The sequence below is a fragment of the Ensifer sp. Root423 genome (genome assembly GCF_001426275.1).
Taxonomy (GTDB): Bacteria; Pseudomonadota; Alphaproteobacteria; order Rhizobiales; family Rhizobiaceae; genus Ensifer; species Ensifer adhaerens.
Window position 1 is genome coordinate 155,532 of record NZ_LMEG01000044.1, and the last position, 22,511, is coordinate 178,042.

The 22,511-nt window shown below is 63.6% G+C and carries 24 protein-coding genes and 1 tRNA gene; 14 read left to right on the forward strand and 11 right to left on the reverse strand.

What is annotated here, in order from left to right; genetic code table 11:
• Window positions 1–111 precede the first annotated feature (111 nt).
• Window positions 112–453 (forward strand): DUF6665 family protein, encoded by a 342-nt coding sequence (locus ASD01_RS27945; RefSeq protein WP_034804722.1) that lies wholly within the window; start codon window positions 112–114, stop codon window positions 451–453.
• Here the strand turns inward: ASD01_RS27945 and ASD01_RS27950 are convergent.
• Both ASD01_RS27950 and ASD01_RS27955 read right to left on the reverse strand, forming a co-directional pair.
• Window positions 442–1,197: a hypothetical protein gene (locus ASD01_RS27950; RefSeq protein ID WP_034804720.1), complete on the reverse strand. Its 756-nt coding sequence runs from the start codon at window positions 1,195–1,197 to the stop codon at window positions 442–444. The two genes, ASD01_RS27945 and ASD01_RS27950, sit on opposite strands and share 12 nt — an antisense overlap.
• Window positions 1,198–1,430: 233 nt before the next feature.
• Window positions 1,431–2,036, reverse strand: a complete 606-nt coding sequence (locus ASD01_RS27955; protein ID WP_244495313.1) for a BA14K family protein — start codon at window positions 2,034–2,036, stop codon at window positions 1,431–1,433.
• Between the two features lie 145 nt (window positions 2,037–2,181).
• Here ASD01_RS27955 and ASD01_RS27960 point away from each other — a divergent pair, with 145 nt between their 5' ends.
• The 3 genes from ASD01_RS27960 (at window position 2,182) to ASD01_RS27970 (ending at window position 4,999) form a co-directional block, all read left to right on the forward strand.
• The gene (locus ASD01_RS27960) at window positions 2,182–3,609 is read left to right on the forward strand and encodes a phosphomannomutase (RefSeq protein WP_034805249.1); all 1,428 of its coding nucleotides are present in this window, start codon (window positions 2,182–2,184) and stop codon (window positions 3,607–3,609) included.
• A gap of 77 nt (window positions 3,610–3,686) precedes the next feature.
• A tRNA-Leu gene (locus ASD01_RS27965) sits at window positions 3,687–3,773 on the forward strand.
• A gap of 278 nt (window positions 3,774–4,051) precedes the next feature.
• A complete protein-coding gene (locus ASD01_RS27970) occupies window positions 4,052–4,999 on the forward strand; it encodes an adenylate/guanylate cyclase domain-containing protein (protein WP_060644807.1) in 948 nt (315 codons plus the stop codon).
• Window positions 5,000–5,002: 3 nt separating this feature from the next.
• Here ASD01_RS27970 and ASD01_RS27975 read toward each other — a convergent pair whose 3' ends face one another.
• The 3 genes from ASD01_RS27975 to ASD01_RS27985 all read right to left on the reverse strand — a co-directional run bounded on the left by ASD01_RS27975 (window position 5,003) and on the right by ASD01_RS27985 (window position 8,705).
• Window positions 5,003–7,009, reverse strand: coding sequence for an adenylate/guanylate cyclase domain-containing protein (locus ASD01_RS27975; RefSeq protein WP_082584707.1), 2,007 nt, complete (start codon window positions 7,007–7,009; stop codon window positions 5,003–5,005).
• Between the two features lie 149 nt (window positions 7,010–7,158).
• On the reverse strand, window positions 7,159–8,187 hold the full coding sequence (locus tag ASD01_RS27980; RefSeq protein WP_034804717.1) for a hydroxyacid dehydrogenase: 1,029 nt from the start codon (window positions 8,185–8,187) through the stop codon (window positions 7,159–7,161).
• Window positions 8,188–8,396: 209 nt separating this feature from the next.
• On the reverse strand, window positions 8,397–8,705 hold the full coding sequence (locus tag ASD01_RS27985) for a hypothetical protein (protein ID WP_060644808.1): 309 nt from the start codon (window positions 8,703–8,705) through the stop codon (window positions 8,397–8,399).
• A 107-nt stretch (window positions 8,706–8,812) separates the two neighbouring features.
• Between ASD01_RS27985 and ASD01_RS27990 the strand changes: the two genes are divergently transcribed.
• On the forward strand, window positions 8,813–9,439 hold the full coding sequence (locus ASD01_RS27990; protein ID WP_029742400.1) for a ribonuclease D: 627 nt from the start codon (window positions 8,813–8,815) through the stop codon (window positions 9,437–9,439).
• A gap of 14 nt (window positions 9,440–9,453) precedes the next feature.
• On the opposite strand, the gene ASD01_RS27995 is transcribed toward ASD01_RS27990, so the two are convergent.
• Window positions 9,454–9,798: a YqaA family protein gene (locus tag ASD01_RS27995; RefSeq protein WP_082566375.1), complete on the reverse strand. Its 345-nt coding sequence runs from the start codon at window positions 9,796–9,798 to the stop codon at window positions 9,454–9,456.
• Between the two features lie 83 nt (window positions 9,799–9,881).
• On the reverse strand, window positions 9,882–10,163 hold the full coding sequence (locus tag ASD01_RS28000; RefSeq protein WP_029742402.1) for an Rdx family protein: 282 nt from the start codon (window positions 10,161–10,163) through the stop codon (window positions 9,882–9,884).
• A 214-nt stretch (window positions 10,164–10,377) separates the two neighbouring features.
• Here ASD01_RS28000 and ASD01_RS28005 point away from each other — a divergent pair, with 214 nt between their 5' ends.
• Window positions 10,378–10,833 carry a DoxX family protein gene (locus ASD01_RS28005; protein WP_029742404.1) on the forward strand — a complete coding sequence of 152 codons (456 nt, stop codon included), beginning with the start codon at window positions 10,378–10,380 and terminating at the stop codon, window positions 10,831–10,833.
• A 95-nt stretch (window positions 10,834–10,928) separates the two neighbouring features.
• On the opposite strand, the gene rnk is transcribed toward ASD01_RS28005, so the two are convergent.
• On the reverse strand, window positions 10,929–11,333 hold the full coding sequence (gene rnk, locus ASD01_RS28010; protein ID WP_029742406.1) for a nucleoside diphosphate kinase regulator: 405 nt from the start codon (window positions 11,331–11,333) through the stop codon (window positions 10,929–10,931).
• Window positions 11,334–11,687: 354 nt separating this feature from the next.
• On the opposite strand from rnk, the gene ASD01_RS28015 reads away from it, so the two are divergent.
• The 4 genes from ASD01_RS28015 to ASD01_RS28030 are packed head-to-tail and all read left to right on the forward strand — an operon-like array spanning window position 11,688 to window position 14,018.
• The gene (locus ASD01_RS28015; RefSeq protein WP_034805243.1) at window positions 11,688–12,443 is read left to right on the forward strand and encodes a type 1 glutamine amidotransferase; all 756 of its coding nucleotides are present in this window, start codon (window positions 11,688–11,690) and stop codon (window positions 12,441–12,443) included.
• Entirely contained in the window at window positions 12,440–12,919 is a 480-nt protein-coding gene (locus ASD01_RS28020; RefSeq protein ID WP_034804714.1) for a GFA family protein, read from the forward strand. The genes ASD01_RS28015 and ASD01_RS28020 overlap by 4 nt, the downstream gene beginning before the upstream one ends.
• Window positions 12,916–13,479, forward strand: coding sequence for a sugar O-acetyltransferase (locus tag ASD01_RS28025; RefSeq protein WP_034804712.1), 564 nt, complete (start codon window positions 12,916–12,918; stop codon window positions 13,477–13,479). Before ASD01_RS28020 ends, ASD01_RS28025 begins: the two co-directional genes overlap by 4 nt.
• Window positions 13,480–13,505: 26 nt before the next feature.
• The gene (locus ASD01_RS28030) at window positions 13,506–14,018 is read left to right on the forward strand and encodes a GNAT family N-acetyltransferase (protein WP_034804709.1); all 513 of its coding nucleotides are present in this window, start codon (window positions 13,506–13,508) and stop codon (window positions 14,016–14,018) included.
• A 191-nt stretch (window positions 14,019–14,209) separates the two neighbouring features.
• Here the strand turns inward: ASD01_RS28030 and ASD01_RS28035 are convergent, their stop codons facing one another.
• Window positions 14,210–14,812 carry a TetR/AcrR family transcriptional regulator gene (locus ASD01_RS28035; RefSeq protein ID WP_226020639.1) on the reverse strand — a complete coding sequence of 201 codons (603 nt, stop codon included), beginning with the start codon at window positions 14,810–14,812 and terminating at the stop codon, window positions 14,210–14,212.
• 141 nt (window positions 14,813–14,953) lie between these two features.
• On the opposite strand from ASD01_RS28035, the gene ASD01_RS28040 reads away from it, so the two are divergent.
• On the forward strand, window positions 14,954–16,420 hold the full coding sequence (locus tag ASD01_RS28040; protein WP_034804703.1) for an MFS transporter: 1,467 nt from the start codon (window positions 14,954–14,956) through the stop codon (window positions 16,418–16,420).
• Window positions 16,421–16,595: 175 nt separating this feature from the next.
• Here ASD01_RS28040 and lepA read toward each other — a convergent pair whose 3' ends face one another.
• Both lepA and ASD01_RS28050 read right to left on the reverse strand, forming a co-directional pair.
• Complete coding sequence (lepA, locus tag ASD01_RS28045; protein ID WP_371273231.1) at window positions 16,596–18,422, reverse strand: translation elongation factor 4; 1,827 nt, start codon at window positions 18,420–18,422, stop codon at window positions 16,596–16,598.
• 70 nt (window positions 18,423–18,492) lie between these two features.
• Complete coding sequence (locus tag ASD01_RS28050) at window positions 18,493–19,734, reverse strand: MFS transporter (protein WP_034804697.1); 1,242 nt, start codon at window positions 19,732–19,734, stop codon at window positions 18,493–18,495.
• Between the two features lie 207 nt (window positions 19,735–19,941).
• Here ASD01_RS28050 and ASD01_RS28055 point away from each other — a divergent pair, with 207 nt between their 5' ends.
• From ASD01_RS28055 to ASD01_RS28065, 3 genes are all read left to right on the forward strand, one after another.
• Complete coding sequence (locus ASD01_RS28055; RefSeq protein WP_177235726.1) at window positions 19,942–20,520, forward strand: helix-turn-helix domain-containing protein; 579 nt, start codon at window positions 19,942–19,944, stop codon at window positions 20,518–20,520.
• 2 nt (window positions 20,521–20,522) lie between these two features.
• Window positions 20,523–21,050 (forward strand): GNAT family N-acetyltransferase, encoded by a 528-nt coding sequence (locus ASD01_RS28060; RefSeq protein ID WP_034804683.1) that lies wholly within the window; start codon window positions 20,523–20,525, stop codon window positions 21,048–21,050.
• Between the two features lie 340 nt (window positions 21,051–21,390).
• Entirely contained in the window at window positions 21,391–22,416 is a 1,026-nt protein-coding gene (locus ASD01_RS28065) for a histone deacetylase family protein (RefSeq protein WP_034804680.1), read from the forward strand.
• The last annotated feature ends 95 nt before the right edge of the window (window positions 22,417–22,511 follow it).

Here is a 22,511-nt window from a genome sequence, read left to right on the forward strand (position 1 = left end):
CATGTTTCGGCGCCCGGCATGTCGCAGCCCGGCTTGCGGACGGGTCTGCAAGGCCTATCTTTAAGGGAGCCGCTCTGCAGGCTCGAATGGTGTCTGTGCCAGGAGTTTCGGATGACAGTCCGTCCCCCAAAAGCCCTAGGCCCGAACTTCTCGACGGCCGGCGCCTTCAACGTGCTCGAATGCGAATTGATGTCCGAGCGCGCCGATGCGCTTGGCCGGCATGGCCTCAAGGTCGAAAAGGCGCTTGCAGCGCTTGCGGCATTGAAGGGAGATGTGGCGAGGGATCTACGCGAGCGGGTGCTCGACGAGGCGGCCGATGCCGTATGGGCCTTCCTCATTCAGCGGGAGATTTGCGGCCTGCGTGACAGCCGCGATGTGGTTCGCCGCTATGGCATACCCAAGGAGGTCATGGCGCGGCTCGGCATCGTGCGCCGAACGCCGTCAGAGGCTTAGCGCAGCGAGCCTATAGAGGCCGTTGTCGTCGAAGCGCAAAAAGGGGTCGGCTGCCGTGCGTTGGTCGGCAATATCTTCCATCTCGTCCTTGAGGTGGAGCGCCCGCAGATGCTGCTCCTCTTCGTCGAGCGACAGCTTGTCGGTTCTGCGCGTCGGGTCACCGCGCAGGCTGTTGAGCTGGGCTTCCTCGGTCGACGCAGGCTCCGTCGCGCTCTTCAGGCGGTCGACGGCATTTGCGGCTTGTGCAGCGCTTTGAGGTCCCTTGTCACTCGTCTCGCCGAGCGCAACCTTCAGTGCGTCGTTTTCCGGGCCGCCGGGGTTTTTGAGCGCCTCGACCAGCTCCGTAAGCGACAGTCCGAGCTTGTCGAGCCCCAGTTCTTCCTCGATTTTCGCAATGGCGGGCGATTCCAGCTGCTTCAGCTGGTTCTCGATTTCCCTTGCAAAGGCGGAATCGGACTTGAACGTTTCACGCTCGATGTCGAAAAATTTTCCGACCTCACGGATGAGCACGGCGCGGTTGTTGTTGGCGTCGTTGCGAGCATGATCGAAGAAATAGCCGTTGATCTTCTCGTTGGCGGCCTTTTGAGCGCCATCGGGCTCGACCTGCGCCCTCAGGAGCCGGTCGTCCTTTGTGCTCTTGGCCTTTTCTTCTTCCTCCGTCTGCCGCTTTTCGATGTCCTTGAGGATCGAGCCGACCAGATTGGTCGTCGCGGTGGCGGCAGATTGCTGGGTCGGAAGCAGCATGATTCATCCTGGCAGCACAGTGGATCGTTTTGAAACGGTAGGCTCTTGCAGTTAATGCCGGTTTAACTGGCGCTGCCGAGATGTTGGGGCACGCAAGCGCCGGTGATGGCGCGCAAAACTTCTAACTCCCGCTAATGCGGGGCGGAGAGAAGGTGCGCAGGCGGTATGGCCAGGCCGCGCCCCAATTAGGGCGCTAGAGCGTTTCTCGTGCGTTCATGCGGACGCGCCGCGCTCTAGCGATAGGGCGAATAGCAGACCTTGTAAGCGCCGCCGTAGCTCAAGAACCGGTTGGTTGCCGGATTGTAGGAACGGTAGCGCGACAGGCACCAGCTGACATGGGCGTTGCCGCCACCGACATACCGATCGCGATAGTAGTAGTTGCCGCCGTAGTAACGGCGGGGATAATAGCCGCGATTGTAGCCGTAGCGGGGATAGTAGCCGTAGCGGGGGTAGTATCCGCCGCCATAGTAACCGCCGCCGTAGTATCCGCCCGAGCCGAAGTAGAGGGTCAGGCCGGAGCCGCCATAGTAGGGGCTACCCCATCCGCGTCTGTAATAGGGGCCTCCCCAACCGCCTCGCCAGCCGTATCCGCCATATCCGCCGTACGGCGGTGGTAATACTGCACATTCTGGACGTCGCCTTGTGCCTTGATCTGAAGGTCGGGCGCCTGAAGCGGCATCGCCTGCACAGGTCCGACGGGGGTGATCAGGGAGGCGGCGGCCAAGCTGCAGCCGATAACGAAATTGCGAAATCCCGTCATTTTGTCCTCGCTTTCGGAAAGCACTGCCTTCCGGTTGTGTCCCTGCCTGTATTACGTTTTCTTTTCTTGGTTTATTCATGGCAACGGGCAAGGAGCGCGTGGCGGAGAGCCACCGGATTTCCGTCCGTGCGTTGTCATGTCCAGAATGCGCCGGTCCGTGCCGCGCGTCACTGTAATATTTGCCCTGTTTTCCCCGAAACTGGGCAGCGGAGAATGCGATGCAGTTGAAGTTTGGTACCAGCGGCCTGCGTGGCCTTTCAGAGGAACTGAAGGGTGAGCCTTCGGCCCGCTACGCGACCGCGTTTGCGCGCTATCTTCTGACGTCCGGGCGCAGCCAGCCGGGTGACCCGATCGTGATCGCCCGCGACTTTCGCGATTCGAGCCCGGAAATCGCGGCAGTCTGTGCCTCGGCACTCGCGCGCGAAGGACTGCGCGTCTTCGATTGTGGCACGGTGCCGACGCCGGCGCTTGCGCTCTATGGCCGCGAATGCGGAGCCGCTGGTCTGATGATCACCGGCTCCCATATCCCGGCTGATCGAAACGGCATCAAGTTTTATCGGCCGGACGGCGAGATCGACAAGGAAGATGAGGTCGCCATCAGCCGGATTGCCGATGAAATCGCCGGGCAGATCGAGCCGGTCGCCAATCAGGGGATTGGTGAGGACCATGCGTCCCGCGCAGCCATGCTCTTCATCCAGCGAAACCGGCAGTTGTTGCCCGCCGGCGCGCTCGCCGGCCTCAAGGTCGGCGTCTACCAGCACAGCACCGTCGCGCGGGATCTTCTCGCCGATCTGATCGCCTTCTTTGGCGCCGAGGTCGTCGCCCTTGGACGTTCGGAACACTTTATCCCCGTCGATACCGAAGCGGTGTCCACCGACACGATCGAACGCCTTCAGGAATGGGCCCGCGAACACCGGCTCGATGCGATTGTATCGGCGGACGGCGACGGCGACCGGCCGCTGGTCGCGGACGAGAACGGCTTGCCGCTGCGCGGCGATCTCCTCGGGCTGATTGCCTGCGGCTTCCTCGGTGCTACGCTTGCCGTCACGCCGGTCACCTCGAATTCGGGCCTGGAGCGCAGGGAAGGGCTCTCCGTGCTGCGCACCCGTGTCGGGTCGCCCTTCGTGATCGCCGGAATGCAGGAGGCCCTGGACGAGGGGTCGACCAAGGTCGCCGGCTTCGAGGCCAATGGCGGCACGCTGACGGCCAGCCCCTTCGTCGTCAACGGCGCAACCCTCCAGCCGCTGCCCACCCGCGACTGCGTCCTGCCGATCGTCGCCGCATTGGCTGCGGCGGCAGAGGCCAAACTCTCGCTGTCGGTGCTGGCCGCCTCCTATCGGCTTCCCGTGGCGCTCAGCGACCGGCTCGAAAACTTCCCGGTCGAAACCAGCGCCCGGCTGATGGCCCATTTGCGCGGCGGCGACGAAAATCTCGCGGCATTCCTGGCGCCGATCGGCCGGCCGGTCGCCGTCAGCGACATCGACGGGCTGCGGGTGACGCTTGACGACGGTCGCATCATTCACTTCCGCCCCTCCGGAAATGCACCGGAGATGCGTTGCTATGTCGAGGCGGACACGGCCGAGGCGGCCGAGGGACTGCTGTCGAGCGGTCTATCCACAATCCGGCATTGGGCAAAAACCGCCTCGAACTGAGTTTTTTGTCCTCCGACACGAAAACTTCAAAAAGCCTGTTGACACTTCGACTCGAGCCTTTTACACACCCGCTCGTCGCCCAGATGGCGGAATTGGTAGACGCGCCAGCTTCAGGTGCTGGTACTCGAAAGGGTGTGGAGGTTCGAGTCCTCTTCTGGGCACCAAATTCCCAAACCAAATCTTTGATTTGGTTCTGAAAAACCCCGGTTCGCCGGGGTTTTTTCGTTTCTGGCGTTTGGCCGGATTCCGTGGCGATTTCCTGCCTTCCGAGCCTCGCTCTTCGACCAGGATGGTTGCATGCCCAGGATATTTTCGCGTGGTGCGCCTTGAAGCTTGGGCCGGCAGCATTGATATTCTATCGGCTATGAAGGGCAGGCTTTCCGCGTGAGGGCAGTCCCATGTTATCGTCCGCCGGGGCGGCGGCTTTGAGAAGGACGAAGCGATGTCTGAGACACGTCGCAAGCTGACGACCATATTCTCCGCGGACGTCCAGGACTACACGCGGCTGATGCGCGCCGACGAGGAGGGCACGCTCACCACGTTGAAGCGCCATCGCGATGCCATGGGAAGGCTCATCGAGGCGCATGAGGGCCGTGTCGTCAACACCTGGGGTGATGGACTGATCGCCGAGTTTCCGAGCGTCGTGGAAGCGCTGCGCACCGCGATCGACGTGCAGAACGAACTCGCCGGCTGCAACGAGAAATGCGCGGCCGACGAGCAGATGCTGTTTCGCATCGGCATCAATCTCGGCGACGTGATCGCCGAGGGCGACGATCTCTACGGCGACGGCGTCAATGTTGCAGCCAGGCTGCAGGCGTCCGCGCCGGCTGGCGGCATCGTCATCTCCAATACCGTGTACGACCAGGTGCGCAACAAGGTCGCCGTCGGTTTCGATTTTCTGGGGCCTCTTGAGGTCAAGAACATCGATGGCGGTGTGCCGAGCTATGCCGTGCGCATCGGCGCGGACGATCCCCGTCCGACCTTTGCCGCAGAGACCTTCGGCCGCCGTGCTGAAGCAGCCGCTGCCGAGGCGGCCAAGCCGCGTCCGGAGCCGGTGGGCGTGATTGCGGCAATCAGGAGCGGATCGCTCCCGGTTCTCTACATCGTTGCCGCTGGCTTGGTCGCTCTCAACCTGTTGACCTGGAACGGAACCTTCTGGTCCGTCTGGCCGCTGCTTGGCCTCGCCATCCTTGCCGGCCTTGCCTGGATCAAGACCAACCCGTGGGTGGACCGCAGCATCGGCATACTGGTGCTCTCGGGATTGGTGCTTCTCACCATCAATCTCTTGACCTGGCGCGGCGTCTTCTGGGCCGTCTGGCCACTGCTCGCCTTCGCCGTGGTCGGCGGCATTCGCTGGGTCACCCGGCAGAACCGCCGCCTCGGCTCCTGACGTCTATTCGCGGCTTTCGGAGCCGGCCGACAAGTTGTCGTGTGTCTTCGGGCCGTCATCGAGGGCTTCCGGCTCTTTCGGCTCCGCGCCCAGCACTTCGTAAATCTCCAGGGCCGAGGCTCGGCCCTTGGCCTGCGCTGTGCCGAGCGGCCGGAAGTGGATCGTGCCACCCGTATGGGCAACGACCGCGCCGCTCGCCATGATCATCGTGCCGTAGTTCTTGTTCATGCCCTCGAGGCGCGAGGCGACGTTCACCGTGTCGCCCATGGCGGTGTATTGCAGCCGCTCCTTGGCGCCGACATTGCCGACGACGGCGGTGCCGGTGTGAATGCCGAAGCGTGTGCGGAACTCCGGCAGTCCTTTCTTGCGCTGTGCTTCGTTGAAGATGCTGAGGCGCTGCTGGACCGCGAGCGCGCACCGACAGGCATTCTCGGCGTGTTTGTCGTCCGGTGCCGGGGCGTTCCACATCGCAAAGACCGAATCGCCGAGGAACTGGATGATCGTGCCGTCGTGCTCGCCGACCGTCTCGCTGAAGATATCGAAATACTCCGACAGCATCGCCACCACCTCCTCGGGCGAATGCCGTTCGCTGAGCGTAGTGAAATCGTAGATGTCGGTGAAGAGCGCGGTGACTTCCTGACGCCAGGCGGAGCGGCCGCTGAAATGGCCGGATTCGATGCCCTTGCGCACCAGTTCCTTCGGCACATAGAGCGCAAAGGTGAAGATTGCATCGCGGGCCCGGTTCATGGCGCCGCCGAGGGTCGAGATTTCGCTGACATGCGAGGAAACATCGATCGGGGTGGTGAAGTCGAGGTCCTGCAGCCGGTTGGCGCTGGCGGTCAGCTGGTTGAGCCCCTTGGTAATCAGATGCGCCAGCACCAGCGAGGCGAGTACCGCCAAGGCTACCACGGCCCCGGAAATCGCCAGCCCCTGAACGAGCGTCTTGTTGGCGTCCGCCATCAATTCGTCGAGCGGTGCGGCCACCACGGCGCGGTTGCCGGAGAGAAGCAGCGCGGATTCGAGCGGCGTTACCATGACGAGGTAGGTGCGGTCCCCGACCTGGACGAAGTCGGCCTTGTCGGGCGCTGGTGGATGTTGGCGGATGCTCTGGATCAGCGGTTCGCTGTCGGCCTGCACGATCGGGGCGTCCTTGTCCTTGGCAGCCATGATGCGTCGCATCATCACCCGGTCGGAATGGATGATCGGCCGGCCGACGGCATCGAGGATGAAGGACACCGAACCAGCAGTCAGCCGTTCGCGGGCGAGGAAGTCGGTGATCGTATCGAGCACGACATCGGCGCCGATGACGATCTGCGGATTGCCGCGATGCGCCTGCGAGATGGTCATGCCCAGTGTTTCGGTGGTGGCGCTTTCATAAGGGCCGGTCGAGACCGCGGCCTTGCCGTTAACGGCCGCGCGATACCAGGGCCGCGTGCGCGGGTCGAAGCTCGATGGCGGTAGCCGCCGTTCGGAGAATTGCGTGCCGTCCTTGTCGACGAAGAGAACGCGCTGGAGCGGCTTGCCGTTTGAGTCCCTTTCCATCGAGCGCACCGCAATGGCGGCGCCACGGGGCGCGTCGAGCGCCATGCGCCAGGCAACCTGCTTGAGGTCGACGACCTGAAAGAAGGCGCCGTTGGGATAGCCGACATACACCCCATCGATGTGCGGCGAGCGGGTGATGCCTTCACGAAGCACCGCCACCTTGTCGTTCATGCGTTCAGGCGGGGGCACGAGGAAGGAATTGGCGACGGAGGAGACGAGATTGACGAGGGCGGAAGTGTCGCCCGAGAGCACGCCCAGCCGGTCGACAAGGCGGTTCATGAAGCCGCGCATGTTGGCCTCGGCATCAGCGATCGCGGCGTTGCGCGAGCGATGGTAGTCAAGCCCGACAAGCGTCGCGGAAACGACGATCAGCATGGCGACCATGACGAGGCTGAACAGCGATCGCAGCGAACTGTTCCAGCCATCGCGTGCTTTGCCTTGTCGAGCGCCGGGCGCCGTGTCTACCATCGCGTTTCTCTGATCCCGTAACGATGCCTCGGCGACGACCTTAACGTGCAAGGTTGATCGCATGTGCAAGAAAAGTTAAATGCGAATCCCATAAAACACGTTAATCGGCGGGATGCACGATCCCGCCGAGATCCGCAGCGAAAAATGTCTCAGTTCATCGTTACCGGCTTCGAGCGCATGCGCGCGACGGTTTCGCGCTCGGCACGCTTGCAGCGCATCGGTGGCAGGCCGCGATCCATCAGGTCCATGTCTTCGAGCACCATGTCGCCCATTTTCTTGAAGGCGCTGTCGAGCGCGCCGGCGCGGTGCGCCGAACGCAGGAAGCCCGGCAGGCGGCGAACGGGATGGTCGAGCGGCAGGGGCTCCTCCGGAAAGACGTCGCTCGCCGCCACGATATGGCCGCTTGCGACCGCGGCCATCAGCGCCTCGAAATCGACGACGCCGGCGCGACTGAGGAGAATGAAGGCAGCACCCGGACGCATGCGGGCAAACGCCTTCTCGCCAAGGAAGCCTTCGTTCTCGCTGGTAACGGAAGCAACGACGAAGACGAAGTCGCTTTCGCCCAACACGGTCTCGAGCGATGCCGGTTCAACGCCATTGTCCCGCAGGATCGAGGCCGGCATCCAGGGGTCGAAGACGCGGATTTTCGCCCGGAAGCCGGAGAGCACGCGGTTCAGGGCCTTGCCGAGATCGCCGAAGCCGATGATGCCGATCTCGGAGCCGGAAAGCAGGCGCGCCGAACGGTTGCCATCGCCACCCCAGAGTTCGCGGCCTTCACGGAAGGAAAGGTCGGCGTCGACGACGCCGCGGGCGATGTTGAGCGCCATGGCGAGGCCGAGTTCCGCCACCGGCTCGGCAAAGACCTGCCCGGTGGTCACCACATGGATGCCGCGCTCGAACAGCACCTCATAGGGCATGTTGTTGATCAGGTTGCTTTCGACGTTGAGGATCGCCTTCAGCTGGCTCATGCGCCTGAGGGTGGCGTGGTCGAGCGGGGGCTGGCCGATGATGTAGTGGGCGTTGCCGAGCACGTCGTCGCCAAGGCCGGCGATATCCTCCGGGTCCGCTTCGACGATGCGGTAGCGGCGATGCAGGTCCTTGAGGGTTTCCGGTGTGAAGATGAGATCGAGCGTGCGTGGTGCGGGTGCACTGATGGCAAGCGGCCGGTTGTCGGGCATGGTTCCTCCCACTGCAGGTTTCCTTTGATCGGGTCGATCGAAGGATAAAAACATGCAGCACCTCAAAGCGCTACCGTGACCTTTGCGCGGCGCTGAGACGGAGGACGCCCATGCTCTGGCCGTGAGGCTAGGAACAGCTCCACCGCTTGCCAAGCGGCGTGGCGGTCCCGATGCTGTCTTCGCACGAGGATTGCTTGTCGTGTTTTTGCTTAGTAGCCGAGACCACGCTTCTGCCGATAGAGCGAAGGCGGCAGGTCGCTGCCCTGGAAGACCGGCCCGTCGCCACGGCGGCAGTTGTAGATCGTGTCGTAGATGGGGCCGCCGCGGGCCGACGATTCGAACGGATAGTTTCGGTCGACAAAGGTCTGCTCGCATACGGTTTGGTCGCCACCACCATTCAACGGATCCATCTGGCGCACGCCCGGCAGGTCCCGATAGGTCTGCGCCGGTGCCGGCATGGCCGTCAGCCCGATCGCCAGCGCGAGCGTGGAGAGAGCGAGGGCGGGTTGAAAAGACATCGTCAGGACTTTCAAAGGGCAGCCGGCGGGCGGAACGTGACAACGGTATCGCCGACGCCAAACTTGCGCTATAGGCCACACCACTTCGTTTGATCTGGGGATTTTCGATGGCGAATGCAATACGGTTCCATGAAGGCGATATCTCCGCAGCCGACGCCGACCGTTATCGAGGCGCAATCGCGATCGACACGGAAACGCTCGGCCTCATCCCCCGCCGTGATCGCCTTTGCGTGGTGCAGCTGTCTCCGGGCGACGGTACGGCCGACGTGATCCGCATCGCAGCCGGCCAGAAGCAAGCGCCGAACCTCGTCGCCATGCTTGCCGATCCGGCCCGCCAGAAGATCTTCCATTTCGGCCGCTTCGATATCGCCGTCCTCTTCCATACCTTCGGGGTGACGACGACGCCGGTCTTCTGCACCAAGATCGCCTCGCGGCTGACCCGCACTTACACCGATCGCCACGGCCTCAAGGACAACCTCAAGGAAATGCTCGACGTCGACATTTCCAAGCAGCAGCAGTCGTCCGACTGGGCAGCAGAGACCCTGTCGCAGGCGCAGCTCGAATATGCCGCCTCCGACGTGCTGCACCTGCATGCGCTGCGCGACAAGCTGACGGCGCGCCTCATCCGCGATGGTCGCATCGAGCATGCCGAAGCCTGCTTCGCCTTCCTGCCGACGCGCTCCAAGCTTGACCTGCTTGGCTGGGACGAGACGGATATCTTCGCGCACAGCTGAGTTGTGCGGGGCTGTTATGGCGTCAGGTAAAGGACGACCGCATAACGTGCGGCCTTGCCGATGGTGACGAACAGCAGGAACAGCGGCAGCTTCATGCGCAGCAATCCGGCGACCAGCGTCAGTGGGTCGCCGATGACCGGCAGCCAGGAAAGAAGCAGCACCGGCTGGCCGTAGCGGGCAAAGAGCGCCTCTGCCTTTTGCCGATTGGTCGGCGAAACTGGAAACCACCGGCGCCCCTCGAAGCGGATCAGAAAACGCCCGAGCGCAAAATTGACGACGGCGCCGAGCACGTTGCCTGATGTCGCGGCGATGAAGAGGGCAGGGCGGCTCGTTTCGCCGTGCAGGGCGGCGGCCACGATCGCAGCTTCCGACATGCCGAAAAGCAACGTCGCCGACAGGAAGGCCGCGGAAAAGACGCCGGCAAGAATTCCGAAATCCAGGATCAGCTCCTGTCCGTATGACCGAGATCGCGCTCCGGCTCGATGATGTCGCGGATGCGCTGCTTCAGTTCCTTCGGCCCGGGGAAACCGCCGTCCCGCTTGCGCTCCCAGATGAGCGCGTCATCGACGCGGATCTCGAAATTGCCGCCGGTGCCGGGAATGAGCGCCACTTCGCCGAGCGACTGCCCGAACGTCTGCAGCAGTTCCTGCGCCATCCAGCCGGCGCGAAGCAGCCAGTTGCACTGGGTGCAGTAAAGGATGGTGATGCGCGGCTTCTGGTCCATCGGGTGTCTCGGATGTGCTTCGGGCGGCGACCATAGCGGTCGCCTCAGTTGGAAACAACTGCGTTCCGGGGCTCATGCTCACGCTGCGCTCACACGATTGTCAACCAATTTAGTCATGTTTTTATCGGCGGATAGCTTGCTTTGCGCGGTCGTCGCGGCGAGACAATGCGGCATTGCACAAATTGTCGCACCCAACCGCCGGAGAGGCCCCTTAATGACCGACGTCACCGTTTCCAGTTCCCGCCCGCGCGCCATCCTGCCGGCGCTGGAAAAGATCTATCTGCCGCTCAATACATCCGCCGAAACGCTGTTGCGTGTGCTCGCCGGCGCTCTGCTTGCGGTTCACGGTTTTGGCAAGATCACCAATCCCTTCGGCGCGATTGGCATGGTCGAGGGCCTCGGCTTCTATCCCGGCGTCTTCTGGTCGCCGCTGCTCGCCGCGACCGAATTCTTCGGCGGCATTTTGATCGCGATCGGTTTGTTGACGCGCCCGGCCGCCTTTGCCGGCATGATCGTTCTGCTCGTCACCGTCTACTTCCATGGCATCGTGCAGGGTGAGGGCCTCTTCGGCGCAGAGAAGTCGATCCTCTGGGCAGCGATCCTGTTCTTCTTCGCCATCCGCGGCGCCAACAGCCAGTCTGTCGACGCCAAGCTCGGCAAGCAGTTCTGATCGAACGAACGACGCTTAGAAAAACGGGGAGGCGGTGAAAACCGGCCTCCCCGTTTTCGTCTTGCAGCTGGTGAGGCTTTCGCCGTCGCGACCTCTCAGGCGCTTTCCTTCGCCGTCACGCTGCGAATGGTCATCCGGTGGACCTTGCCCGACCGGTCCTGCCAGTCGATCGACTGGCCGACGGAGAGCCCGATCAGCGCCGCGCCGACAGGGGTCAGCACAGAGATGCGGCCGGCCTCGATATCGGCCTCGCCGGGATAGACGAGCGTTACCTGCTTGGCAAAACCATTGTCCGCCTCGAAGGCGACGGTGGAGCCCATCTGCACGCTGTCGGCGGGCAGCGCGTCGGGCGCGCCGACCCGGGCGCGGTCGAGTTCAAAGAGCAGTGCCTCGGCCACATCAGGCACGCGCTCGAGCGCGGAGGAGGCGAGCGCCGTCAGCCGCTTGTGGTCTTCGGCATTGATGATGATCGGGGGAAGTTTCTTGCGGGTTGCCGCCATGATGGGACCTGACACGTTCAATCGAAGCGCACGACAGGGCGCAATCGAATAGGTTTTCTGGAGATTAGGCGCTCGTTCAGCCGCGCTCGGAAATTTCTTCTGCCGACGCGAAAGGCTCCCCTGACCCGGAGAGCGCAAGCGTCCGGGCTGGGGTCAGGTTCCTGCGATCGGGCACACCCGGAAGCAGCAATGAGAAGAAATCGTCGGCATCATCATGTCCCAAGGGTCGGAAAGTTCGCTCACGAAGTCAAGGCCCGCATGAACCCGTCCGCATCATCGCATCGCTATGTGACCTCTTGAACAGTGGCCGCGCTCGTGGTCAATCTCCACGGTCGATGCGAAGGGAATGCGATGATGCGGGTGCTGGTGGTTGAAAACATGGCGAAGACCGAGCTCGGCCAGGTCGGCACGGCGCTTCGCGAGGCAAAGGCCGAGATCGAGATCCGCCGCGCCTATCTCGGCGAGGCCGTTCCTGAAACACCGGAAGGATACGACGCACTGGTGGTGCTTGGCGGCGAGCAGAGCGCGCTCGACGATGCCGCCTATCCCTATCTGCCTGATCTTGCCGCGCTGATGCGCCGCTTCGGTGACAGCGGCCGTTCCGTGCTCGGCATCTGCCTCGGCAGCCAGCTTCTCGCCCGCGCCTATGGGGGCCGGAACCTGCTGGGCGAGGCCAAGGAGTTCGGTTGGTGCGAGGTGGAGGTGCGCGGCGAAGGCGCCGAGGACCCGGTCCTTTCCAGCGTCGGTGAGAGCTTCCCGATCTTCCAGTGGCACGGAGATACTTTCACGCTGCCCGAGGGGGCTGTCCATCTCGCCGAAAACGCCGTCACCCGACATCAGGCCTTCCGCGTCGGCCGCGCCGCCTACGGCACCCAATTCCACTTCGAGGCCGACACACACCTCGTCGAAGACTGGAACCGCGCTTTCCCGGACACCATCAAGCGGCTCGATCCGACCTGGCTTGCGCGCTATCGCGAACACGCCGCGCGCCACGGCCGGCAGGCGGATGCCGCGGGCCTGTCTCTTGCCCGCGCCTGGGTCGCGACGATCGTTCGCCATCAGGGCGGCGCGGTGAATGAGGAACCGGCGTTGGAGGAGGTTACCGGATGAACGAGGCACTAAACGGCGGCTGCTTCTGCGGCAGGATCCGCTATCGGCTGAAGGCGGCGCCGATGTTCGTCAACTGCTGCCATTGCAGCGATTGCCAGCGCCAGGTCGGTAGCGCCTTCGTCGTCAACGGCGTGATCGAGCGCGACAATATCGAACTCATTGAGGGCGAGCCGGTCGTCGTGACGCTTCCGACGGACAGCGGCCGTCCGCATGATGTCTACCGCTGTGCCGAATGCCAGACGGCCCTCTGGAGCGACTACGGCCGGCGCGGCTGGCTTTCCTTCGTCCGGATCGCAAGCCTTGACCGCCCGTCGGACTTCCCGCCGGATGCGCATATCTTCACCCGCTCCAAGGTTGCTTGGCTGTCGCTCGAGGGCGGCGCACCGGCTTTCGAGATTTATTACGACATGAAGACGATGTGGCCGCCGGAAAGCCTGGCACGGCGCGAAGCCGCGGAAGCGAAAGCAAAAGCGTGACAGCCAGCGAACGCGACAAGATGGCAGCCGGAGAATGGTACTCCTGCCTCGTCGACGAACTCGAGGCGCTTCGGATGACGGCACGCAATGCTGTCCATCAGCACAACGCCATGGCGCCGATCGAGCGTGGAAACATGGCGTCGGCGCTGCGGGTGCTGTTCGGTGCGGTCGCTGACGACGTCTTCATCGAGGCGCCATTCCATTGCTCCTACGGCATCAACATCCACCTTGGCGCCCGCGTCTATCTCAATGCCGGCTGCACGATCCTCGACAGCGGCCGCGTGGCGATCGGGGCGGGGACGATGCTGGGGCCGAACGTGCAGATCTATTGCGCCGAGCACCACAGGGATGCCGTGCTTCGCGGCCAAGGCCTCGAAGTCGCCAAGCCGGTGACGATCGGTGCCGATGTCTGGATCGGCGGCGGCGCGATCATTCTCGGCGGTGTCACGATCGGGGATGGCGCGATCGTCGGTGCGGGCTCGGTGGTGACGAAGGACGTGGCGGCCGGCGCCGTGGTCGCCGGCAACCCGGCGCGGCCGCTCCGCCGCGTGTCTACGTAAGGCGATTTCAGGAGGAATGATTTTTGATGACGATTGAGATGAAGACGATCCACGTGCGCCCGGCGCGGCCAGAAGATGCACCTGCGTTGTGCGCTTTCCTCAACGAGATCATCGCGATCGGTGGCACCACGGCCCATCAGACGCCGTTCACGCCTGAGAGCTTCGTGGCGCACTATCTCGCCGGCCCGGGCTTCGTCAGTTGTTTCGTCGCCGAGGACGAGGCGGGTGAGCCTTGCGCCTTCCAGGCGCTCGACCGCTGGGACGGCATACCGCAGGATTGGGCCGACATCGGCACGTTCTCGCGCCCCGACAACAAGGTGCCCGGCGCCGGCACGGCGCTCTTTAAGGCCACCTGCGACTTCGCCCGCTCGATCGGCCTGAAAGCCCTCAACGCCACCATCCGTGCGGACAATGTCAGCGGGCTCAGCTATTACGGCAAGATGGGTTTCGTCGACTACAAGGTCGACAAGGCGGTGCCGCTGAAGGACGGGCAGTTGGTGGATCGCATTTCGAAGCGGTACGTGCTTGAGGACGGATGAGGCGAGCACTGCCGCTCTGGCAGCGCCACCCTCCCGGTCTTCATCCCCGGGCCTGAAGTTCAGTCCGGGGAGGCAGCCGACATCATAGGATGGATCCGTCTTGAGGAGATCGGCCCCACGCCTTGGCGAGAGGCGTCGGCGATAAAAGAGCGTCGACGCTCGCCAAGGGCATCTCTTGAAAGCGTGCCGCTCTAACGGCAGCTTCTGTTCACCATGGCAATGATCGTCTCGTAAAGCTCGTCCTGAGCCTCGTCGGCGGTGATTTCGCTCGTCGCTGCAGCGTGGGACAAGCCATCGGCTGCGCCGAGCATTGCCCAGAAACCGGCCTGTGCGATGCCCCTCTGCCCGATGAACGGGCCCAGCACCTTTCGGCACTTTTCGATATAGACCAGCTGATAGTCCCGTTTAACGGCCGCAAGCTCGGGCGAGCCGGCGAGGGCCGCCAGCACGCCGGGCATCTCGCGACCCTGCGTGAGCACGCAGTCGACATAGGAGGCGGCAATCGTCCTGACTGTCGCTTCCAGCGTTGGGTCGCTCGCGGCAATGGCAGCGTCCATCACCACCGTCTGGCGCACATCAAAATCCTGGTAGAGCGCGGCGAGCAGTCCGTTGCGTGTTCCGAAATGATCATAGACGACCGGCTTGGCGACGGCCGCTTCCTCGGCCAGGCGCGGCAGCGTCAGCACATCGGTCCCTTCCTCGCGAACGAGCCTCCAGGCGACGTCCAGCAGCTGGCGTAGCCGCTGCTCGCGGGTGAGGCGAACGCGTTTGGCGGTGACCGTGTCTCTTTCCATGGTGCTTGACATCACTATATACCAAAAGTAACTTACCTTAAGTATATAGAAGATATCTCCCAACCGCAACCATCCGCCTCCTCACGGGCGGCGGCCGAAGCGGCATGCCGACGCGTGCCGTTTGCAAAGGATTCGTGCCCAATGACTGACGTCTCACTCCCTCACTCCCAAGGCCGAAGCGCATGGCTCGGCCTCATCGCCGTGCTGCCACTGGTCCTCATCGTGGCCATGGATGGCTCCATCCTCTATCTCGCCATGCCGCGCGTGACTTCGGCTCTCTTGCCCACCGCCGACCAGGCGCTCTGGATCCTCGATATCTACGGTTTCGTCGTCGGTTCGCTGCTGATTGCCTTCGGCAATATCGGCGATCGCTACGGGCGGTTGAAGCTGATCATGATCGGCGCGGTGATCTTCGGTGCAGGATCGCTCGGTGCGGCCTATGCGCAGTCGCCCATGGCGTTGATTGCTTCCCGGGCGCTGATGGGGCTCGGCGGCGCGACATTGCTGCCCTCGGGGCTGGCAATCGTCAGCGCGCTGTTTCCGGATCCGCGACTGCGGGCGCAGGCGATCGGCATCTTCGCCGCCACCTTTGCAGCCGGCTTCGCCATCGGTCCGGTTATCGGCGGCATCCTGTTGCAGCGGCTCGAGTGGGGCGTGGTGTTCCTGATTAACGTTCCCGTCGTGCTCGGCTTCCTGGTCGCCGCACCCATTCTGCTTCGCGAGGTGCGCTCCACGACCTATGGCCGCATTGACCTGCCAAGCCTTGTCCTGTCCTTTGCCGGTATCCTGCTCACCACCTATTCGCTGAAGACCGCGGCCGCCTACGGCTTCACGCCGCTGCAGACGCTTGCCGGGATCGTCGGCGTCCTCGCCATCGCGTTGTTTATTCGCAGGCAAACGCGGATCGCCTATCCGCTGCTCGACCTCGGCCTGTTCCGGGACCGCATCTTTTCCATCGCCATTCTCACCGGCCTCCTGCCGCTGGTCGTCTGGTCCGCCGTCGGTTACCTCTCGGGCATCTATCTGCAATCGGTCCTCGGCTTCGATGTTTTTACCGCAGCACTTTTGACCTTGCCCGGCGCCGTCGTGCTGATGGCGACTTGTGTCGGGACAGCGCGCATCGTCGATGTGGTCGGCCGCAAGACGGCGCTTGTTGCGACGCATTTCCTGATCGCAGCCGGCCTCTTTCTACTGCTCCTCACGAGCACCGAGGCGGGCGTGGCAGCGCTCATCGCCTCGACTGTGGTTGCGGGCATCGGCTACGGCCTCTCCTTCAGCCTCGTCGCCGAGATCGCCGTGTCGGCGGTGCCTGCGGAACGCGCCGGTGCCGCGGGCTCGATCGCCGAGACCAGCAACGAACTCGGAAATGCGCTCGGTATCACACTTTTGGGTTCACTGGCGGCACTCAGCTTCCGGCTGCTCGGCCCCGGCGTGGCCGGCACGCTGAACGAAACCCTCGATCATCCGGGCCTTGCTTCTGAAACGGTGCTGCAGGCCAAGGAAGCCTTCCTCACCGGTCTTCACATCGCGACCGGCGTCGGCGCCCTGTCGCTGCTCGCATTGGGCATCATCGCCTGGCTCTGGCTGCCGAAGAAGCTGCCGGAGTAACCGTCGTGAGAGGTCACTGTGAGACGCCGTGGCCCAGAATAACGGAGTAGCTAGTCCGGGAAACCACGCCTGCGTGCGACCAATCCTGCTGCTCCAGCATCGCCTCACCTTCACAAACCAAAAAGGGCGACCCGAGGGCCGCCCTTTCAAACGTTGAAACATGCAGCGCTGCCGCTTATTCGTCGCCCATCTTGAGGGCGGCGATGAAGGCTTCCTGCGGGATCTCCACCTTGCCGAACTGGCGCATGCGCTTCTTGCCGGCCTTCTGCTTTTCGAGCAGCTTGCGCTTGCGGGTGGCGTCGCCGCCATAGCACTTGGCCGTCACGTCCTTGCGCAGAGCCGAGATGGTTTCGCGGGCAATGACGTTGCCGCCGATCGCCGCCTGGATCGGGATCTTGAACATGTGCTTCGGGATCAGCTCCTTGAGCTTCTCGCACATTTCGCGGCCGCGCTTTTCGGCCGCCATCCGGTGCACCATCATCGACAAGGCGTCGACCGGCTCGCCATTGACGAGGATCGACATCTTCACAAGGTTGCCTTCCTTGTGCTCGGTGATCTGGTAGTCGAACGAGGCATAACCCTTGGAGATCGACTTCAGGCGGTCGTAGAAATCGAACACGACTTCGTTGAGCGGCAGGTCGTAGGTCAACATCGCGCGGGTGCCGACATAGGTCAGCTCGATCTGGATGCCGCGGCGGTCCTGGCAGAGCTTGAGGATGCCGCCGAGATAGTCGTCGGGGGTCAGGATCGTCGCGCGGATCCACGGCTCGTGGATTTCGGCGATCTTGACGACGTCGGGCATGTCGGCCGGGTTGTGCAGTTCGCGCTCCGAGCCGTCGGTCATGAACAGCTTGTAGACGACCGAAGGGGCCGTCGCGATCAGGTCGAGGTCGAACTCGCGTTCGAGCCGCTCCTGGATGATTTCAAGATGCAGAAGCCCAAGGAAGCCGCAGCGGAAGCCGAAGCCGAGTGCTGCCGAGGATTCCATTTCGAACGAGAACGAGGCGTCGTTGAGGCGCAGCTTGCCCATCGCCGAGCGCAGGTCCTCGAAGTCGGCGGCGTCTACCGGGAAGAGACCGCAGAAGACCACCGGCTGCGCCGGTTTGAAGCCCGGCAGCGCCTTGTCGGTCGGGCGCTTGTCCTCGGTGATGGTATCGCCGACGCGGGTGTCGGCCACTTCCTTGATCGAGGCGGTGATGAAACCGATCTCGCCCGGGCCGAGCGCATCCATCGCCACCATCTTCGGGGTCAGCACGCCGACGCGCTCGATCGTGTACTTGGCGTCGGTGCCCATCATGCGGATGGTCATGCCCTTCTTGAGCGTGCCGTCGATGATGCGCACGAGAACCATGACGCCGAGATAGGTGTCGTACCAGCTGTCGACGAGCAGGGCCTTCAACGGCGCCGTATCGCCGCCGTCGCTCTTCGGCGCCGGAAGCCTGGTGACGATCGCTTCGAGCACATCGGGAATGCCGAGGCCGGTCTTTGCCGAAATCAGCACCGCGTCGGATGCGTCGATGCCGATGACTTCCTCGATCTGTTCCTTGATGCGGTCGGGTTCTGCCGCCGGCAGGTCGATCTTGTTGAGCACGGTGACGAGCTCGTGGTTGTTGTCGATCGCCTGGTAGACGTTGGCGAGCGTCTGGGCTTCGACGCCCTGGGATGCGTCGACGACCAGCAGCGAGCCTTCGCAGGCCGACAGCGAGCGCGAGACTTCGTAGGCGAAGTCGACGTGGCCGGGCGTGTCGATGAGGTTCAGCACATAGGTTTCGCCGTCATTGGCCTTGTAGTGCAGACGCACCGTCTGGGCCTTGATGGTGATGCCGCGCTCGCGTTCGATATCCATGCTGTCGAGCACCTGCTCGGACATCTCGCGTTCGGCGAGGCCGCCGGTGGACTGGATCAGCCGGTCGGCAAGCGTCGACTTGCCGTGGTCGATGTGGGCCACGATCGAGAAGTTGCGGATATGCGAAAGGGGCGTTTTCGAAGATGTTGTGCTCATGGGCCGCATATAGCAGTGCCTTCAATCGCCGCAAAGCGGGAAATGAAGGCTTCGTTCACTATAAATCGGCCTATTCGGCCCTTGCCTCGGCCTCGACCAGCGCGCCTGCATTCGGCATCTGCGCGCTCTTGAGTTCGAAGCTCTCGCGCTCGGCCGCCGGCACCTCGTCCCGCTTCCTGAGCCTTGCCAGCACGAAGAGCGCATAGAGCGCGGCAACCGCCATCGCCGCATAGATGAAGGTGCGCGGCCCGAAGACCGGCATCAGCACCGTCACCATCAGCGGCACCACCGTGGCGGCGGCCGACCAGGCGACCAGCATGGTGCTCGCAAGCGGCACGAAATCGGCCGGATCCGTCCGGTCGTTGGCATGCGCATTGGCAATCGAATAGACGGTCTCGACCGCGCCGGCAAAGAGCGCGAAAACCAGCATCAACAGGATCAGGTTGCTGAACGTGGCCGAGAGCGCGAGGAAGCCGGCGACGAGGATCAACAGGCAGGTGCCGATCAGCACGAGCCGGCGGTCGATCCGGTCCGACAGCGTTCCCATCGGATACTGGATGGCGATCAGCCCGAACTGCATGACGAACATCAGGTTGGCGACATCGCCTTGGCTGACATTGTTGGCGGCGGCGTAGATCGGCGTGAAGCCCTGCACCACCATGGAGAGGCCGCCGGCGGCAAGCACGCCGATGAAGGCGACCGGCGAATTGCGCCAGACCATCGGGATATCGATGCTGACCTTGGCGGGCGCGGGCGGCGTCGGCAGCCGCGTCAGCCCGATCGGCAGGAGCGCAAGGGCGGTGAAGAAGATGGTCACGAGTGGCGGCAGGTTGCCATCGGCGGGGATCTGCCCGAACAGCCAGGCGCCGGTGCCAAGGCCGATGACATAGGCCATGTAGAACAGTGCCATCGCCTTGCCGCGCCAGTGGTTCGCGCTTGCGTGGTTGAGCCAGCTCTGGGCGATAATGAAATTGGTGTTGCCGGATGCACCGTAGAGACCACGGGCCAGCACCCAGACAAGTGGATGCATGCCGAGCGCGATTGCCAGGGCCGAGAGGATGACGAGCGCCATCGAGCAGGAGAAGGCGCGCGCATGGCCGACGCGGCGGATCATCGGCCCGGCGATGACGCAGCCGACCAAGCCGCCGAAGGCGATCATCGTCACCGCTGCCCCCGGCACCCAGTCCGGCGCGTCGGAACGCGTCAGCGCGAAGGGCACATAGGCGAGCATCATGCCGTTGCCGATCGCCACGGCCGTCATCGAGGCAACAATGCTGGCGATCGAGGTCAGCGAGGAGGGCTGTTTGGTCATGTGCAACCTGTGAATGGGATCCGCGCAGGGCAAAGCGCGTGAGAACTATCTAAAGTATTGAAGCGTAAGCATTTCTCGATTTCGTCGGTTCGGCCGACACCATAGCCGAAAGACTGGTGTCGCGCTGTCGCCAAAGCGGCATCGCATGCCCATATTTTCAGTTCCAGCAGACTTGACTCCATTATATGAGAAATGCAATCTCAAATAATGGAAAACCCAACCGACCCTCTTGAACACGCGATCGGCGAGCGCGTCCGGGCGTTACGCCTCAAGCAGGCGCTGACACTCGATGAACTTGCCTTAAGCTCCGGCGTCAGTCGGGCGATGATCTCGCGCATCGAGCGCGGCGAGGCGAGCCCGACGGCGCAGCTTCTGGCGAGGCTGTGCAGCGCGCTCTCGACCACGCTTTCGGCGCTTTTTGCCTTCGAGGCGAGGGTGGCGTCGCCGGTTGCAAGGCGTGCCGACCAGCGCCTCTGGCGCGATCCGGAATCCGGCTATCTGCGCCGCTCCGTCTCGCCGGATGGTCTTGGCTCCCCCGTCGATATCGTCGAGGTCGAGTTTCCGCCGGGTGCGCGCGTCGTCTTCGAGCGGCAACCGTCCGACCGGGGCATCACCCAGCATCTCTGGCTGTTTTCCGGGCGACTGGAACTCACGACCGAATCCGGCTCCCATTCGCTCGAAGCCGGCGACTGTCTGTTCATGGGCCTGGAGGCGGGCCACATCTTTCACAATCCGCACGATGAGCCGGCACGCTACGCCGTCGTCCTCTGCCGCACCAAGGCTTGACCATGTCCGATCTTCGTATCCGCCTGCTTGATGAAAATGGAGCTGTGACCGCCATCCCGGCGCTTTCGGATGTGCTGTCCGATTGCGTGGAAGGTGGCGCGTCGGTCGGTTTCATGCAGCCATACCCGCCGGAAAGTGCGCGTGGCTACTGGCAGGGAGTTGCCGGAGCGGTCGCGGTCGGCGACACGCTGCTGATGGTGGCGGAGGAGGCGGGCCGCATCCTCGGCACGGTGCAGGTGGGCGTCGCGCAGATGCCGAACCAGCCGCACCGCGGCGACCTGAAGAAGCTGCTTGTGCACCGCGACGCCCGCGGCAAGGGCGTTGCCCGGCGGCTGATGGAAGCGGTCGAGCGCGAAGCGGCCGCCCGCGGCAAGACCCTGCTGGTGCTCGACACCGCCACCGGCAGCGAGGCCGAGGCGATCTATCCCCGTCTCGGCTGGGAACGCGTCGGCGTCATCCCCGACTATGCCATGTGGCCGGAAGGCGGCCTGTGCGCCACCACGTTCTTTTACAAACGGATCGCTGCTTAGGGGTGACCGCAGCACGGTGGCCGGCTGCCTCAGTCGTCTCCCTTACCCCAATTGCCCCCCCCATCGGGTTTAACCCGAGGACTCACCCTCTCCCGGCAGGCCGGAGACGTGTACGATGCGTCGGCTGACCACTTCACGTACGCCTGATTGGAGAGACCGCGAGCGTGCGACGTATGGGGAGCGGGTGCCGCGCGTCTCCTTCGCCCCGCTTGCGGGGAGAAGGTGGCCGGCAGGCCGGATGAGGGGCGAGCCCTCACCGGGCGGATGAGGGGCAGGTTGCCAAGCCTGAAACCGCGGGTAGGGTACCAGCACCCTTCCGTTGCCTCTTCAGGATACGTTCATGCACATCTTCTACTCCGAGGACCACAAGCTCCGTGACGCCAAGACCGAGCTGTTCGGTGGCGAGCTCGTTGCGCCCTTCGAGGCGCCGTTCCGGGCCGAGTGGATCCTTGCGGCGGTGAAGGAAGCGGGGTTTCGCGATGTCGTTGCCCCCGACCACCATGGCCTCGACGTCGCCCTCAAACTGCATTCGCCTGACTATCTCGACTTTCTCGAAACCGCCTGGTCGCGCTGGGTCGCCGACGGCTATCGCGGCGAAGCGATCGCCACCTGCTTTCCGGCGAGGCGCATGCGCCAGCATCCGCCCCGCGATATCGATGGCGCGCTCGGCTACTATTCTTTTGCGGCGGAAACGGCGATCACCGAGGGTACCTATGCCGCGGCGCGGGCGGCGATGGACTGCGCACTTTCTGCCGCCGACCATATCCATGCCGGAAACCGTGCGGCGTTCGCACTCTGCCGTCCGCCCGGCCATCATGCGGCTATCGACCTTTATGGCGGCTATTCCTTCATCAACAATGCCGCCTGCGCCGCCCAGCGCCTGAGGGATCAGGGTGCCGCCAAGGTGGCGGTGCTCGACGTCGACTTCCATCACGGCAACGGCACCCAGGACATCTTCTACGAGCGCAACGACGTCTATTTCGCATCGCTGCATGGCGATCCCGTTGACGCCTTCCCCTATTTCCTCGGCTTTGCCGACGAGGAGGGGGCCGGCGAGGGGCTGGGCACGACGAAAAACTACCCGCTGCCGCGCCGCACCGGTTACGACGTGTGGTCGGCCGCCATGGCCGACGCGCTTGCCCGTATTGCGGCCTTCGGCGCGGAGGCCATGGTCGTGTCGCTCGGCGTCGACACCTTCGAGCGCGATCCGATCTCGTTCTTCCGGCTGACATCCGACGATTACATCCGCATGGGCGCGGCGTTGAAGCGCACGGGCTTGCCGGTGGTCGTCTGCATGGAGGGCGGTTACGGCGTGCCGGAGATAGGGCTCAATGTCGCCAATGTGCTGAAGGGACTTTCCGGCTGACGGCGCCGGCGCGAGTAAAAGCGCGATCACCGCTATTGACCTCAACTTTACTTGAGGTCGTACGACTGCTCCTGTTCAAAAGAGACGAAGAGGAA